Source organism: Streptomyces sp. NPDC054841 (assembly GCF_053611045.1).
Genome location: NZ_JBSGZO010000040.1, coordinates 1 through 14545, shown reverse-complemented (window position 1 = coordinate 14545; position 14545 = coordinate 1). Strand labels below are relative to the sequence as shown.

General features: G+C 70.3%; 15 protein-coding genes. 3 read left to right on the top strand and 12 right to left on the bottom strand.

Annotation, left to right across the window (positions count from 1 at the left end; genetic code table 11):
* Positions 1–217 precede the first annotated feature (217 nt).
* Positions 218–844, bottom strand: coding sequence for a hypothetical protein (locus ACWGI8_RS08765; RefSeq protein WP_453659412.1), 627 nt, complete (start codon positions 842–844; stop codon positions 218–220).
* On the bottom strand, positions 841–1071 hold the full coding sequence (locus ACWGI8_RS08760; RefSeq protein WP_453659411.1) for an SHOCT domain-containing protein: 231 nt from the start codon (positions 1069–1071) through the stop codon (positions 841–843). Before ACWGI8_RS08760 ends, ACWGI8_RS08765 begins: the two co-directional genes overlap by 4 nt.
* A gap of 398 nt (positions 1072–1469) precedes the next feature.
* On the opposite strand from ACWGI8_RS08760, the gene ACWGI8_RS08755 reads away from it, so the two are divergent.
* Entirely contained in the window at positions 1470–1889 is a 420-nt protein-coding gene (locus tag ACWGI8_RS08755; protein WP_453659410.1) for a CBS domain-containing protein, read from the top strand.
* Between the two features lie 91 nt (positions 1890–1980).
* On the opposite strand, the gene ACWGI8_RS08750 is transcribed toward ACWGI8_RS08755, so the two are convergent.
* The 6 genes from ACWGI8_RS08750 to ACWGI8_RS08725 all read right to left on the bottom strand — a co-directional run bounded on the left by ACWGI8_RS08750 (position 1981) and on the right by ACWGI8_RS08725 (position 8333).
* The gene (locus ACWGI8_RS08750) at positions 1981–2226 is read right to left on the bottom strand and encodes an acyl carrier protein (RefSeq protein ID WP_453659409.1); all 246 of its coding nucleotides are present in this window, start codon (positions 2224–2226) and stop codon (positions 1981–1983) included.
* Positions 2223–3608, bottom strand: a complete 1386-nt coding sequence (locus ACWGI8_RS08745) for a dihydrolipoamide acetyltransferase family protein (protein WP_453659408.1) — start codon at positions 3606–3608, stop codon at positions 2223–2225. The genes ACWGI8_RS08750 and ACWGI8_RS08745 overlap by 4 nt, the downstream gene beginning before the upstream one ends.
* Before the next feature lie 2 nt (positions 3609–3610).
* Positions 3611–4609 carry an alpha-ketoacid dehydrogenase subunit beta gene (locus tag ACWGI8_RS08740; protein ID WP_453659407.1) on the bottom strand — a complete coding sequence of 333 codons (999 nt, stop codon included), beginning with the start codon at positions 4607–4609 and terminating at the stop codon, positions 3611–3613.
* A 2-nt stretch (positions 4610–4611) separates the two neighbouring features.
* Entirely contained in the window at positions 4612–5694 is a 1083-nt protein-coding gene (gene pdhA, locus ACWGI8_RS08735; RefSeq protein ID WP_453659406.1) for a pyruvate dehydrogenase (acetyl-transferring) E1 component subunit alpha, read from the bottom strand.
* Entirely contained in the window at positions 5691–7481 is a 1791-nt protein-coding gene (gene acsA, locus ACWGI8_RS08730) for an acetate--CoA ligase (protein WP_453659405.1), read from the bottom strand. Before acsA ends, pdhA begins: the two co-directional genes overlap by 4 nt.
* A gap of 420 nt (positions 7482–7901) precedes the next feature.
* Positions 7902–8333 (bottom strand): CBS domain-containing protein, encoded by a 432-nt coding sequence (locus tag ACWGI8_RS08725; RefSeq protein ID WP_453659404.1) that lies wholly within the window; start codon positions 8331–8333, stop codon positions 7902–7904.
* A 550-nt stretch (positions 8334–8883) separates the two neighbouring features.
* On the opposite strand from ACWGI8_RS08725, the gene ACWGI8_RS08720 reads away from it, so the two are divergent.
* Positions 8884–9042 (top strand): hypothetical protein, encoded by a 159-nt coding sequence (locus ACWGI8_RS08720; RefSeq protein ID WP_453659403.1) that lies wholly within the window; start codon positions 8884–8886, stop codon positions 9040–9042.
* On the top strand, positions 9014–9592 hold the full coding sequence (locus ACWGI8_RS08715) for a CBS domain-containing protein (RefSeq protein ID WP_453659402.1): 579 nt from the start codon (positions 9014–9016) through the stop codon (positions 9590–9592). Before ACWGI8_RS08720 ends, ACWGI8_RS08715 begins: the two co-directional genes overlap by 29 nt.
* 164 nt (positions 9593–9756) lie before the next feature.
* Here ACWGI8_RS08715 and ACWGI8_RS08710 read toward each other — a convergent pair whose 3' ends face one another.
* The 4 genes from ACWGI8_RS08710 to ACWGI8_RS08695 all read right to left on the bottom strand — a co-directional run.
* Positions 9757–10413 (bottom strand): potassium channel family protein, encoded by a 657-nt coding sequence (locus ACWGI8_RS08710; protein ID WP_453659401.1) that lies wholly within the window; start codon positions 10411–10413, stop codon positions 9757–9759.
* Positions 10410–11069, bottom strand: a complete 660-nt coding sequence (locus ACWGI8_RS08705; RefSeq protein WP_453659400.1) for a potassium channel family protein — start codon at positions 11067–11069, stop codon at positions 10410–10412. Before ACWGI8_RS08705 ends, ACWGI8_RS08710 begins: the two co-directional genes overlap by 4 nt.
* Positions 11066–13885 (bottom strand): cation-translocating P-type ATPase, encoded by a 2820-nt coding sequence (locus ACWGI8_RS08700; RefSeq protein ID WP_453659399.1) that lies wholly within the window; start codon positions 13883–13885, stop codon positions 11066–11068. The genes ACWGI8_RS08705 and ACWGI8_RS08700 overlap by 4 nt, the downstream gene beginning before the upstream one ends.
* A gap of 24 nt (positions 13886–13909) precedes the next feature.
* Positions 13910–14545: molybdopterin oxidoreductase family protein (locus tag ACWGI8_RS08695; RefSeq protein WP_453659398.1), on the bottom strand; the 636-nt coding region annotated here is incomplete at its 5' end.

Genomic DNA, 14545 nt, shown 5'->3' with positions numbered 1-14545 from the left:
GCCGCGCAGGGGGGCGGGACGACGTAGGCCGTCGCGATCCGCGCGTCACTCAGAAGACCCGCGCCCGGTCAAAGTGCAGTCCGCGCCGGCCCTGGACGTCCGACGGACTGCCCCGGCCCTTTTGCCGGCAGGAGCGTTCGACGTGGCACGCAGGGCGTCGAGGACGAGCAGGACGCGGCGGCTCAAGATGCCGTCCTGCCGCTGCAGAAGGAGCGCGTTACCGGGGATCCGGGTGCTCTTGCATCTGGATGAATCGTCCGTGCCAGGTGTGGTACCAGACCGCGCCGGTACGGGCGTTGACGGAGAGCATGCCGACGATGTCGCCGCCGCGCAGGGTGTGCAGGGTGTAGTAGCCGGGGAACGACTCGGGGTCAGCCGCGTGCAGTCCGGGACGGTGCTCCCGCAGCCACCGGTCGGCGATCCGCACGGCCTGGCCGGGCTCGATTGTCGTGGCGCCGGTCCGGTTGCGGGCGGGCATCATCCCGTAGGCGGTGTTCCACATCATGGCCGGGCCGAATTCCAGCTGCACGGCGCCGCTCTCCGGGTCGATGAGGACCTCGGTGGCGCCCTTGCCGTCGGGGTCGAGGAGTTCGGCGTAGTAGCCGTTGCTGAACTCCATGACTTCCCCGACACGCAGGTCCCATCGATCGGCGAAGCGCCCGGCCGCGCGGTCGGCTTCGGTCAGGCTGCGTACGGGGCCGTCGCGGGAGACCGCGCCCATCATCGCCGTGGGACCGGGCCGCCCGAAGTCGCTGCCGGCGACCCACACGATCGAGGCGATCAGTGTGGCCACCGCGGCGACCAGCACGGTAAGTGGCAGCCAGCGGCTGTGCGGCCTGGTCACCGGGGCCCCGGCCGGTGGGCGGCGAGGCGTTTGCGTGCCTCTGAGTACGTGTCCGCGTCGATCTCGCCGGAGGCGAAGCGGCGGTCAAGGATCTCCTCTGGCGCTTCCCTCGGTGTCTTCCGGGGGTCCGTGGCGTCGTGGCGACCAGCCGAGTGCTGCGTCAGCCGCACGACCGCCCACACCACAAGACCGGTCAACGCGATCCACAACAGGGGCATCAGGGTCATCCAGGCCCAGCTACCATTCCAGTACATCACCGTGGCTCACCTCCTGTGACTCATCTACTCTCCACGCGCACCGGGAAGGACACCAGTGCCCATCGGCCTCGCTGCCAGGGCCGCTCGGGCCCGCTGTGTCCACTCGGTTGCCGCTCGGCCCTCGCCGGTCACGGTGGTCAGGGCCGAGAGGTGGGTCTGGTCAGCCGCATCCGGCACGGGCCGCACCGGAGCAGCCGTGACCTGGCCGTCGGCCTTCGCGGAGTAAGGGCACAGTGGTGGGTTGCCTCCTCCTCGCCGGCATGCGTACGGGATGCGACGAACCCACACTGGCCTTACGGAGTTCCGGTCGGAGCGGGCCAGCTCTCTGGGCTTCCCCGCGCAGATCTCGAGGCTCGAAGGAGATGGCCATGACCACTGCACGGGAGATCATGCACGCCGGTGCCACCTGCATCCAGGAGAGCGAAACGCTCGAGGACGCGGCGCGCCGGATGAGCGAGCTGGACGTCGGAGCCCTCCCCATCTGCGGGCCGGACGACCGGCTGCACGGGATCATCACGGACCGCGACATCGTGGTGAAGTGTCTGGCCAGGGGCAAGGACCCGAAGACCATGACTGCGGGCATGCTCGAGCAGGGAAAGCCGATCACGATCGACGCCGAAGCCGACACGGATCAGGTCCTTCGGGCCATGGAGGAGCACAAGATCCGGCGGCTGCCGGTCATAGAGAACCATCGCCTGGTGGGCATGATCAGCGAGGCGGATCTCGCACGTCGCCTGCCGGAGGAACAGGTTGGTCACTTCGTCGAGGTCGTCTGCGCGGCGAAATGACCACGTCCCGGCGGTGAGCGTGACGGTTGTCTCCGCCGCCCACGGCTCCGGCGCCGAGAAGCGGGCGACGTCCGTGGATCGCCGTGGCACCTCACCTCGTGCGGGCGACGAGGAAGTCGGCGCTGCTGGACAGCGTGGTGAGCTGCGGCGTGTCCTCGTCCTCGATACGGACGCCGGTCCGTTCACTGAGGGTCTCGACGAAACCAAGGAAGTCCAGCGAGTCCATCTCCAGAGCGTCGCGGAACGAGTCGTCGGGCCCCAGAGTGGCGAAGTCGGCATCGGGGACGATGCCGGCGATCGATTCCTTGACGGCATCCAGTGCTTCGGCTCGGTTCACAGCTGCTCCGGGTTCTGCAACAGGCGGTCGGTCGCTGTCAGGTAGCGGGCTCCGACGGCGCCGTCCGTCGCGCGATGGTCGGCGGACAGGGTGGCTGTGACCACGGGCCGCACGCCGAGCAGGCCGTCGACAGCGAACGGGCGCTCGACGACCCGTCCGAAGCCGACGAGGGCGACTTGTGGCGGGTAGATCACGCCGAAGACGGTTTCCACGCCCTGATCGCCGAGGTTGGTGACCGTGATCGTGGAGTCGGCTACTTCGGATCCGCGCAGCCGACCCGTGCGGGCGCGGGCGACCAGGTCCTTCAGAGCGGACATGAGCTGCGGGAGTCGGAGAGTGTCGGCATCGTGCAGGGCGGGGGCAACGAGCCCGCCGTCGCGCAGGGATATCGCCACGCCGAGGTGCACGCCGCCGCCGGCCGTGAAGCGGTCGTCGGTCCAGAAGCCGTTGAGCTCGGGGACTTCCCTCGCCGCGCGGGCTGCGGCCTTGAGCAGCATGGCTGCGGGAAGCAGCCGTTCGCCGACCGGGCTGCGCCGGTTGTGCTCGTGCAGCCAGTCCATGGCTGTGGCCATGTCGATGGTCGTGGACAGGTAGTAGTGCGGGATGTCCCGGTTGGCGCGGGTCATCAGGCCGGCGATCGCCTGGCGCATCGCGGCTGCCCGGTCCTCGGCAGGATGTACCGGGGTGGCGACGTGGCGCGTGGATGGGGCTGCGGTTGCTGGTCCCGGGGCTGCCTCGCGCACGTCGGCGGCGCGGACGGCGCCGTCGGTGCCCGTCCCGGCCACTGCGGCCAGGTCGACGTCCAGTTCGGCGGCCAGCCGTCGGGCGAGCGGGGTGGCCCGTACGCGCGGTGGGGGAGCGGCAGCCCCGACGGCTGTGGCCGCGCGCTCGATGTCGGTTCGGGTGACACGCCCTCCTGGCCCGGATCCTTGGAGGGTCTCCAGGTCGATGCCGCTGCGCTCCGCGAGGTGCCGGAGCAAGGGGCCCGCTTCGGTGTACCCCCGTTCGTGGGCAGCGGACGGCACCGGAACCGGGGCGGGTTCCGGCCGGGTGGGGGGCGTCGCGCGCTTCGGTGCGTGCCGGACCGGTCGTTTCCCCTCGGCCTTTTCGGCCTTGCGAACCTTCTCGCGTTTCTTGGGTTCTTCTGCGGTCGGCTCGATCAGCGCGAGCACGGTGCCTACCGGCACCGTCGTGCCTGGCTCGACGAGCAGCTTCCGCATCGTCCCGGTTTCGAAGCACTCCACCTCGATCGTGGACTTGGCGGTTTCGACGACCGCGACGGGATCGCCTTTCCGGACCGGGTCACCGGGCTGCACCAGCCATTCCTGGAGCGTGCCCTCGTCCATGTCGGCGCCCAGGGACGGCATGGTGAACTCGCCCATGGTCAGTCCACCGCCCGGTGCGCCGCTGCCACGATGTCGGCGGTCTGCGGCAAGGCCGCCTCCTCAAGTCGCCTGGCGTATGGAATGGGGACCTCCGCGCTGCACACCCGCTCCACGGGGGCGTCCAGTTCGTAGAACGACCCCTCGGCGATGCGGGCGGACACCTCTGCGGCGAGGCTGCCGGTGCGCCATGCCTCGTCGATGACCACTGCGCGGTGGGTACGGGTTACAGAGGCGGTGATGGCCGCGTCGTCGAGTGGCCGGAGCGTGCGGAGGTCGATCACCTCGGCGTCGATGCCGTCGGTGGCAAGCTCGTCCGCCGCAGCGAGGGTCTTGGGCAGCGAACCCCCGTACGTGATCAGGGAGATGTCGGTGCCGGGCCTGCGGATCGCGGCGTGGTCCAGGTCCACGGGGGCGGCGGGCGGGGCGAGTTCGCCGGAGGCGTTGTAGAGACTTCCGTGCTCGAAGATCAGCACCGGGTCGGGGTCGGCCAACGCGGGGGCCAGCATGTGGCGGGCGTCCTCGATGGTGGCCGGAGCCACCACACGAATGCCGGGGATATGGGCGTACCAGCCCTCCAGGCTGTGCGAGTGCTGTGCGGCGAGCTGCCGTCCCGCGCCCGTCGTCATGCGGATCACCAGCGGCACGGGCAGCTGGCCACCCGACATGTGCAGCAGCGTCGCCGCGTTGTTGAGGATCTGGTCGAGGGCGAGCAGGCTGAAGTTCACGGTCATGATCTCGACGATCGGCCGCAACCCGGCCAGCGCCGCACCGATGCCCGCACCCACGAACGCGGACTCCGAGAGCGGGGTGTCGCGGACCCGTTCCGGCCCGAACTCCTCCAGCAGGCCGAGGCTCACGCCGAAGCATCCGCCGTACCGGCCCACGTCCTCGCCCATGAGGAAGACGCGGTCGTCGGAGCGCAGGGCATCGCGCAGAGCCTCCCGCATCGCCTCTCGGTAGGTCGTCTTCTGTTCCTGGGGCTGCCCGCCGGCGCCCATGATCAGCTCACCTCCGCCGGAGCACTGGTGACATGGCGCAGCAGGTCTTCGACCGGTTCTTCGGGCGCCTGCTCGGCCGCTTCGACGGCGCGGTCGACCTCGTCGGTGACCTGCTGCTCGATCCGGGTGAGTTCCTCGTCGCCCAGCTGGCCCTGCTCGCGCATGCGGTCGATGAGCCGGGCGATCGGGTCCCGGGTCTTCCACTGCTCGACCTCCGCCTTGTCCCGGTAGCGGTCCGGGTCGTACATGGAGTGGGCGCGGAAGCGGTACGTGCGCAGCTCCAGGAAGTGGGGTCCGGTGCCGGCCCGGATGCCCTCGGCGGCTCGGCGGGCGGCCTGCTCGACGGCTTCGACGTCCATGCCGTCCACGGCCCAGGCGGGCATGCCGTAGGAGGCGGCGCGCATCGCCAGGTCGGTCTGCGCGTGCTCCCGGGCGAGCGCGGTGCCCATGGCGTACAGGTTGTTCTCGCAGGCGAGCAACAGCGGCAGGTTCCACAGGGCTGCGAGGTTCGCCGTCTCGTGGAACTCGCCCTCGGCGAAGGCGCCGTCGCCGAAGAAGCAGCAGGTGACGCGGGGCAGTCCGCGCATCCGGTCGGCGAGTGCCAGACCCGCGGCCAGCGGCAGCCCGCCGGCGACGATCGCGCTGCCGCCGTAGAAGCGGCGGCTCGCGTCGAACAGGTGCATGGACCCGCCGCGGCCGCCGCTGCAGCCGGTCGTCTTGCCGTACATCTCGGCCATCACGGCCTCGGCGGGGATGCCGCGGGCGAGCGCGTGGCCGTGCTCACGGTACGTGGAGACCACCGCGTCCTCGGGGTTCAGGGCCTCGTTGACTCCGACGGCGACCGCCTCTTCGCCGATGTAGAGGTGGACGAAGCCGCGGATCTTGGCGGCGCTGTACAGCTCGACGCAACGCTCCTCGAAACGCCGGATGCGGAGCATGGCTCCCAGCAGGTCCACCCTGTGCTCTGTGTCCTGCCGCTCGGCGCGCGCTTTGGTTCTCGCGCTCTGCTTGTTCGCCGTGGCCTTCTTCGCAGGCTTCGACGTTGCGGAGGCCTTCCGGGTGCGGGTGCCGCGGGGCAGGGTCATGCGGATCCCTCCAAGGTCGACAAGTCGCCTGTCGGCAGCCCGAGTTCACGCGCACGCAGCAGTCGGCGCATGACCTTGCCGCTGCGGGTCTTCGGCAGGTTCTGGTCGAAGGCGATCTCCCGGGGCGCGACAGCAGGACCCAGCCTGCGCCGGGAGAAGGCGAGCAATTCCCGCTCCAGTTCCGGGGTCGGTTCGATGCCGGGGCGCAGCGACACGAACGCTTTGACGATGTTCCCGGCGACAGGGTCAGGCCGGCCGATCACTCCTGCCTCCGCGACCGACGAGTGCTCCATCAGCGCGCTCTCCACCTCGAACGGGCCGATCAGATGTCCGGCCGACTTGATGACGTCGTCGGCGCGCCCCACGAACCAGTACCAGCCGTCCGCATCCCGCCGGGCCAGGTCGCCGGTCAGGTACCAGCCGTCGGCGAACGCGGCCTCGTAACGCTCCTTGTCATGCAGATAGCCGCGGAACATGGACGGCCAGCCCGGCCGCAACGCCAACTCACCCTCGACGCCGGGGCTCTCGACCACCGTCACCCGGCCGTCGGTGATCAGCGCTCGGCCGTCCTCGCCTCGCTCCAGCACGGCCGCCTCGACACCCGGCAGCGGGCGTCCCATCGAGCCGGGCCGGATGTCGCACGCCGCGAAGTTCGCGATCATGATGCAGCCGGTCTCGGTCTGCCACCAGTTGTCGTGCACCGGAAGATCCAGCACGTCCTGGCTCCACACCACCGCCTCGGGGTTGAGGGGCTCGCCAACGGAGGCGATGAAGCGCAGGGCGGACAGGTCGTACGAGCGCGGCAGGTCGTACGGGCCTTGGCGGGGCGTGGCGCGCATGAGCATCCGCAGGGCCGTGGGTGCGGTGTACCAGACACTGACCCGCTGTTCGCCGAGGATCCGGTACCAGCGCCGGGCGTCGTAGTCGCCTTCGTCGACAACGACCGTCACGCCGTGGACGAGCGGGGCGATGATGCCGTACGACATGCCCGTGACCCAGCCGGGGTCGGCGGTGCACCAGTACACGTCCTCGGGGTGCAGATCGAGCGCGTACGCGGCCGTGGCGTAGTGGGCCACCACGGCCTCGTGGACATGGACCGCACCCTTGGGCGTGCCGGTGGTTCCGCTCGTGAAGTGCAGCAGAGCCATGTCGTCGGGTGAGGTGGGCGGGATCGTGAAAGTGTCCGGGGCGGCGGACATCAGTTCGTCGAAGGAGACCGCGCCGGGCAGCTCCTCCGCGCCGGGCCCCACGACGAGTACATGGTCGAGGCCGGGCAGCGACGACCGGCGCTCCGCCACCTTCCGCCGGTACAGGGCCGCGGTGGTGACCAGGAGCCGGGCATCGCCGAGACTCAGCCGCTGCTCGACGGGGTCGGGGCCGAATGCGGAGAAGAGCGGGCACAGCACGCTGGTGTTCTTCAGTGTGCCCAGCACCGCCGTGTAGAGCTCGGGACAGCGGCCGAGCAGGGTGAACACCCGGTCGCCCTGGCCGACGCCGAGCGATCGCAGGACGTTCGCGAAGCGGGCCGTACGGCGGGCCAGCTCGGCGTAGGTGACCGTCGAGACGGCGCTGTCACGGGCGATGCACCGCAGCGCGACTTTGTCTCCGTGGCCCTGGCCGGCATGCCGGTCGACCGCCTCGTGCGCGATGTTCAGCCCGCCGCCGGGCAGACCGGCCAGCTCGTTGCGCGCCTGCGACCAGGTGAAACCGGAACGAGCCTGTTCGTAGTCGGCAAGATTCGGTGCGACGCCCGGCACGGTCTCCTTATGGATCGTCTCCCAGCGCATGGGCGCTCCTCCCGACGCCTGCTCCTGCCTCCAGAGTCGCCGAGCCAGAACCGGGCCGCACGGTGACGGTCGCGTCCGGGACCGATCGGAGCACGGCCCCTTCTCATTTGAGGAGTACCCCAAACCTTCCTGCGGCGCATGCGGAGGAGTGCGGCAGGGCCAGGACGGTACGGAGTCCGCACGAGGAGGAGGTGACAACCGTGGCGTTCCACTGGTGGTCGGCATCGACGGATCCGAGGCGAGCGCAGGGCCGGGCCGGCGCGGACCCGCCGTCGAAGGCGACCTGGTGGCGGCCGCACCGCGGGAGGAGTCCGGTGGCAGGAACCACTGGTGGTTCATCGCCCCGACACCGAGCAGTGTCGCTGGGAGCGGCGCTCATGTCCGGTCTGCGGGACCCGGTCGCAGGACGAAGGGGGGTGCCTATGAGTCGGGTGGATCGCGCAGTACCGTCCACGCGACCGGTCCGAGTACGTCGGCGAGGCGTTGGAAGACGTCGAGGAAGAGGTCGTCGATGGTCAGGAGCCCGGCGACGTGCCCGTTCTCGTCCATGACGGGCAGCCTGCGCACGCCGGATCTGCGGAAAGTCCGGTAGGCGGTCTGAATGTCGTCGGTGGACCTGAGTGTGATCACGGAGGGCGTCATCAGCTGCGAGACGGGAGCCCCCGGGGTGACGTCGAGGGCCAGACACCGCACTACCAGGTCGCGGTCGGTGACGATGCCGCGCAGGTCGCCGTCATCGACGACCAGCAGGCAGCCGACCGAGTCCTGGCGCATGCGGCGGGCGGCCTGCGCCGCCGAGGTATCCGGGTGCACCGTCACCACCGGCGACATCATGTACTCGGATGCCTTCACGGCACAGCCCCTTCCGCGTTCGAGCAGGGAGCGCAGGGCGTCGTGGCATCGGCGATCATGGGGCAAGGATCCTGGCACGGGCCGGTGCGGCCGTGCCCGACACGCGAGAGCCGGGAACCCGGGTGCCTACGGCGAGGCAGCTCATGAGCGCCGGTCCGCACCAAGCGGTCGTGGATGCCATAGCGGCCGCAGGGGCGCGGCAGGAGGCGTACAGGGGGTACTGAACGGGGCAGGGCTGCGGCCGGACGGGTCCGTCGCGATGCGGCGGGTACGCATGACCGTCGGCGCCTGGGCGATCAAGGCCAGTCGCAGCCCCGGCCGAAGCGGACGTCGCCCACGACCGGTGTCTCGACGGTGCTTCGCCACTGACCGGTGATGGGCCGGACGTCTCCAGGGAGGGACCTTCGGCCCTCTGCAAGGACTTCCCTGGAAGACGAGTCTGGAAAGGTGCACACCAAGAGAGGACTCCTCGTTTCGATTGCTGCGGAGGCTGATGATGACGACAGGGAACAGCGGATCAGGACAGGTACCGCAGAGCACGGACGAACGCGTGCGCCTCCTGGAATCGCAGGTGGAGACGCTCGCCGGTGCCATCAGGGCACTCGCCGAGGGCCTTGAGGAGATTCCGTCGCAGGACGCGGAGCGGGAGGGCCAACCGGCGCGCGGCGCTCGGCTGGCCCATGAGCTGCTGCTGTCGCAGGGGCTGTAGGAGCGCATTGTCCACGTCGCCGACGACGACCCGGCGTCGTCAAGTGCCACCGGGCGCGCCGGCTCGACGCCTTCCAAGGGGGGTGTCCAGTATGCAAATTCAGTACATGATGAATACGCCGCCGGCTTGTGTGCCGGGGACGGAGTCGCTCGAGAATGCCGCACGGCACATGGCTGATACAGGCGTCGGAGCCCTTCCCGTGGTCGACGGTGACCGGGTGATCGGCGTCGTCACTGATCGGGACCTGGTTGTTCGGGCGATGGCCCGGGGCCGGTCGCCGCAGACCCCGGTGAAGGAGGTCATGTCCACTGACCCGGTGACCGTGGAGGCAGATACCGCCGTAGCGGTTGCCATCCTCATCATGCGGTCGGTCCAGGTGCGTCACCTTCCAGTGGTGGCCGAGGGACGCCTCATCGGCATGATCGCCTTCGACGACCTGTTCTGGCAGCTCACGCAGGAGCTGTCGGATTTGGCTGCTGTGGTCGACGCCGCACGGAAAGTGCCGCAGGTCTTCCACGGCACGGAGAAGGCTCCGCTGCTCGACGGCTGATCCCTGCTCGACGGCTGATCGGCCGGTCTCGGCGTACGACTCACTCGCGCGGTCGGCGGCTGGGACCCGGCGGGGCCCCGCCACGCACCTCTGCTCGTTCGTCCTCGCGCACTGCCTGTGACCGCCCGGCTGTGAGCCGTGGGCCTGGCCGGGGCCCGTGGCCGCTACTGGAAGGCGGCGTGGATCTCCTGTTCGGTGGCGGCGTGGGAGACGACGAGGAGTTCGTCGCCGGGCTGGAGCTGCATCTCGGGGGTGGGGACGGTGGGTTGGCCTTCGCGGATGACGGTGGCGATGACGGTGCCTGTGGGGAGGGTGATCTCGGCGAGTGTGCGGCCTGCGGCGCGGGACTGGGGTGTGATGGCGGTTTCGATCACGTCGACGCCCGCTTTGCTCAGACGCAGGAGGGCCACGGTGTCCGTGGCGCCGGTGGCTTCCTCGATGAGGGAGATGAGAGGCGTGGCGGCGGGTACGGCGGTGTCGACGCCCCAGTTCTGGTCGAAGAGCCAGGTGTTCTCCGCGTCGTTGACGCGTGCCGCGACGCGGGGGACGGCGAACTGCCGCTTGGCGAGGAGGCTGATGACGAGGTTGTCCTCGTCGTTGCCGGTGGTGGCGATGATGAGGTCGGCGGTGTGTGCGCCCGCGTGTTCGAGGAAGGCGGGCTCGCAGGCGTCCCCGGCCATGAGGCGTACGGGAAGGTGGCCTTCGAGTTCGGCGATGCGGTCCTCGTCGATGTCGACGAGGGTGACGTCGTTGCGGGCGGCGGCGAGGACCTGGGCGATCTGGGTGCCCAAGCGGCCGGCGCCGGCGATGAGGGCCTTCATGTCCCGAGTTCCTTGTCCAGGAAGCCGCGCAGGCGGCCGAGTGCGGTGGCGGCGACGGCGAAGGTGATCAGGTCGCCTGGTTCGGCGGGGGTGCTGTGGGCGGGCACGAGAGAGCGGCCCGCGCGGGTGACTTCCACGACGCGGATCTCACCGTCGACGTCGAGCTCGGTCAGCCGGCGCCCGGTGAGGTAGTCAGGGAGCTCGGAGCGGACGAGCAGGGTTTCGCCGTTGCCGAAGGTGAGTTCTGGCGTGAGGTGGCGATGCAGCAGCATCTGGTGGATCTGGTGCACCGTCCAGCGGACGCTGGCGATGGTGGGGATGCCGAGTTCGCGGTAGATGTCGGCGCGGCGGGGGTCGTAGATGCGGGCGAGGACGATGGGGACACGGTAGGTCTCCTTGGCCGTCCGGGCGCTGACGATGTTGCTGTTGTCCCCAGAGGTGACGGCGACGAACGCGTCTGCGTGCTCGATTCCGGCGGCTTCGAGCACGGCGCGGCTGTACCCGTTGCCTTCGTAGAACTGGCCGGGGAAGTTGTCGGGCAGGCGCTTGCGGGTCTTGGGGCTGCGGTCGATGAGCTGCACGTCGTGGCCTTCGGCGACGAGCTGGACGGCGAGTGTGGATCCCACGCGCCCGCAGCCCGCGATGATCACTCTCATCTCGTTTCTCCCTTCGAGTTCGTCGGCCGGCGGCGGCGCAGCCACCATTTGCGGGTCTCCTCGGCTGCCAGCAGCAGTACTCCGAAGCCGGCGAGGACCGCCCAGTCGGCGGCGTCCAGCGGCGCGGTGTTGAAGAGAGCCTGCAGCGGGGGCAGGTAACTGACGGCAGTCATCAGGGCGATGCCGAAGCAGCCGGCGGCGAGCAGCCACGGGTTGGACAGAAGCCCGATCCGGAACACGCTCTGTCGGTCGGTGCGCACGGCCAGCGCGTTGAAGAACTGACTGACCACGATCCCTGCCTGGACCATGGTGATCGCCTCCCGGTAGACGGTGTTGTCCTCGGTGAAGTCGGAGTACGGGATTCCGGAGGTGTGGATGTGCCAGAAGAACACGGCGGTCACGCCGAGGGCCTGGATGCCGCCCAGGAAGAGGATGCGTCCCATCACGGTGGCGGAGAAGAGCCTTTCGCGGCGGGAGCGCGGCGGGCGGTCCATGACGTCGGGCTCGGGGGGCTCGGCGCCGAGCGCCAGGGCGGGCAGGACGTCGGAGCCGAGGTCGATCGCCAGGATCTGTACGGCGGTGATGGGCACCAGGGGGAACCCGGCGAAGGTTGCGGCCAGGATCGGTACGAGCTCGGCGATGTTGTGGCTGAAGAGGTAGATGAGGAACTTGCGGATGTTCTGGTAGACCGACCGGCCGAGCCGCACCGCCGTGGTGATGGAGGCGAAGGAGTCGTCCAGCAGCACCATGACCGCGGCTTCCCGTGCGACGTCCGTGCCGGAGGCACCCATCGCCACGCCGATGTCCGCGTGCTTGAGGGCAGGCGCGTCGTTGGCGCCGTCGCCGGTGACCGCGACGACCTCGCCGCGCCGCTGCAGGGCGGTGACCACTCGCATCTTGTGTTCGGGGCTGACCCGGCACAGCAGCAGCTCGCCCGAGTCGGCGAGCAGGCCGTCAAGTCCGGGGTCGTCGAGCGCGTCCAGCCGGGTGCCGGTCGCGACGGCGGGCGCGGGCTGCCGCACGATTCCTACGCGGCGGGCGACGGCCTCTGCGGTCAGCGGGTGGTCTCCGGTGACCATGACGATGCGGATCCCGGCCCGTCGGCAGGCGTCGACGGCGTCGCTGACTTCCGGCCGCGGCGGGTCGAGCATGCCGACGAGGCCCAGAAGTGTCAGCTCCGATTCGACCTTGTGCTGGGAGGAGGGGTGGGCGTCGGCCAGGGGCCGCGATGCTGCCGCCAGCACGCGCAGCCCTTGGGAGGCCAGTTGGTCGTTGGCGGCGGTCACCGCCGCGCGCAGTGCATCGGTCAGCGGCTGCCGCTCACCTCTCCAGTCGATGGCCGTGCAGCGGGCCAAGAGCTCCTGGGGGGCGCCTTTGACGTAGGCGCGGTACCCGTCGGGGGTCTTGTGCACGGTGCTCATCAGCTTGCGGGCCGAGTCGAAGGGGTACTCCGCCACGCGGGGCGCGGCGGCTTCCTCGGCGGCAAGCTCCACACCGGCCTTCGCCGCAGCGACGAGCAGCGCCCCCTCGGTCGTGTCGCCGAGCACCCGCCATCCCTCGCGGTCCGACGGAGGGACCAGCCGGGCGTTGCAGCACAGCCCCGCTGCCCGGAGCAGTTCGCGCACCGGCCCGGGATCGGCCACGTCGCCGACCGGCGCATACCCCACCCCGGACACGGCATGCGGCACACCGCCGGCCCACACCTGGACGACGGTCATCTCCGCCTGGGTGAGTGTCCCGGTCTTGTCCGTGCACACGACGGTGGTGGAGCCGAGCGCCTCCACCGCCAGCAGCTGCTTGACGAGCGCGTGCCGACGGGCCATGCGCCTGACGCCGATCGCCAGCGACACCGACAGCGTCGCGGGCAGCCCTTCGGGTACGAGCGCGACCATCACCCCGAGGGCGAACACGAAGGTCTCCACGAGCGGCTGCCCGGTGGGCACGCGCACTGCGAACAGGGCCGCCCCGATCGCCAGCGCCGCGCCGGCCACCCGACGGGCCATCGAGGCGACCTGGCGCTGCAGCGGGGTTTTCTGCCGCGGCGCTGCTGCGGCGAGCCGGAAGATCCGCCCGAACTCCGTTGCCGCACCGGTGGCGAACACCACGGCCTTCGCGGAGCCCGCCACGACATCGGTGCCCATGAAGACGCAGTTGCGGGCCTGAAGCACCGGGCCGCCCGCCACCGGTTCACCGGCCCGCCCGACGGCGTCGCTCTCCCCTGTCAGGGCCGCGTTGTTCACCGAGACCTCGTGCGCCTCGACGAGGCGGCAGTCCGCCGACACCGCGTCCCCGGCTTCCAGGACGACGACGTCTCCGGGCACCAGGTCACGCGCGGGCAGCTCCTGCCGTTCCCCGTCGCGGAGCACTCGGCAGGTGTGTGGCACCATCGCCTGCAGCGACTCCGCCGTCCGCTCGGCCGAGTACTCCTGTGCGAAACCGATGGCCGCGTTCAGCACCACGACACCCAGAATGGCCACGGCCAGCTGCAAGGTGCCCACGTCACGGGGCTCCTGAAGCCCGTAGGCCAGGAACGTGATCGCCGACGCGACGAGCAGCACGACGGCGAAGAGGTCGGTGAACTGGCTGGCGAGGTCTCGCCACAGCCCCCTCCGCTCGGCGCGCGGCAGCTCGTTGGCACCGAACCGGTCCCGCCGCGCCGCCGCTTCCGCCGACGTCAGTCCCCGTGGCGAGGTGTCCAGGGCGGTGAAGACGCGCCCGGTCGGCAGGGTCTGTACTGCCGGGCCGCTCGTCCCGCCGGGGGACGTTTGCCCGCGGCCCCCGTCACCGGGTGTCAGTACGGGGGTTCCGGTACCCATCGTCGACACCTTGGCGGGATGCGGTCACGGTGCGGCCACGCGTACCGCGGTGACCTTGTACTCGGGGCAGGAGGTGACGGTGTCCGCGTGGTCGGAGGTGAGGCGGTTCACTCCGCTCGCGGGGAAGTGGAAGGAGCAGAAGACCTGGCCGGGGGCAGTCTGTTCGCTGACCCGGGCGATGAGCCGGGCCCGCCCGTGCCGACTCTCCACTGTGACCCGCGCGCCGTCCCTCACGTCGTACCGGATGGCGTCGTCGGTGTGGAGGTCGAGGAAGTCGACGGGATCGAGTGCGAGGTTGCCGCCGCGGCGGGTCATGCTGCCGGAGTTGTAGTGGGCCCAGCGCCGCCCGGTGACCAGGACCAGCGGATAGTCGTCGTCGGGCTGTTCACCGGGTGGGAGGTAAGGGGCCGCGGCAAGGTGGGCCCGCCCGTCCGGCGTGGCGAAGCTCTCCGCGTACAACGTGGCTTCCCCCGGGCGGTCGGGATCCGGGCAAGGCCACGGGATGGCGCCCTCCCGGTCCAGCCGGTCATGGGAGAGACCGGCGAAGACCGGCGCGACCCGTCCGCACTCGGCGAGCGCGTCGGCCGGGGTTGGGCAACCGAGGTCGACTCCCATCGCGGAGGCGGCGGCGTGGATGACATCGAAGTCGGTACGGGCATC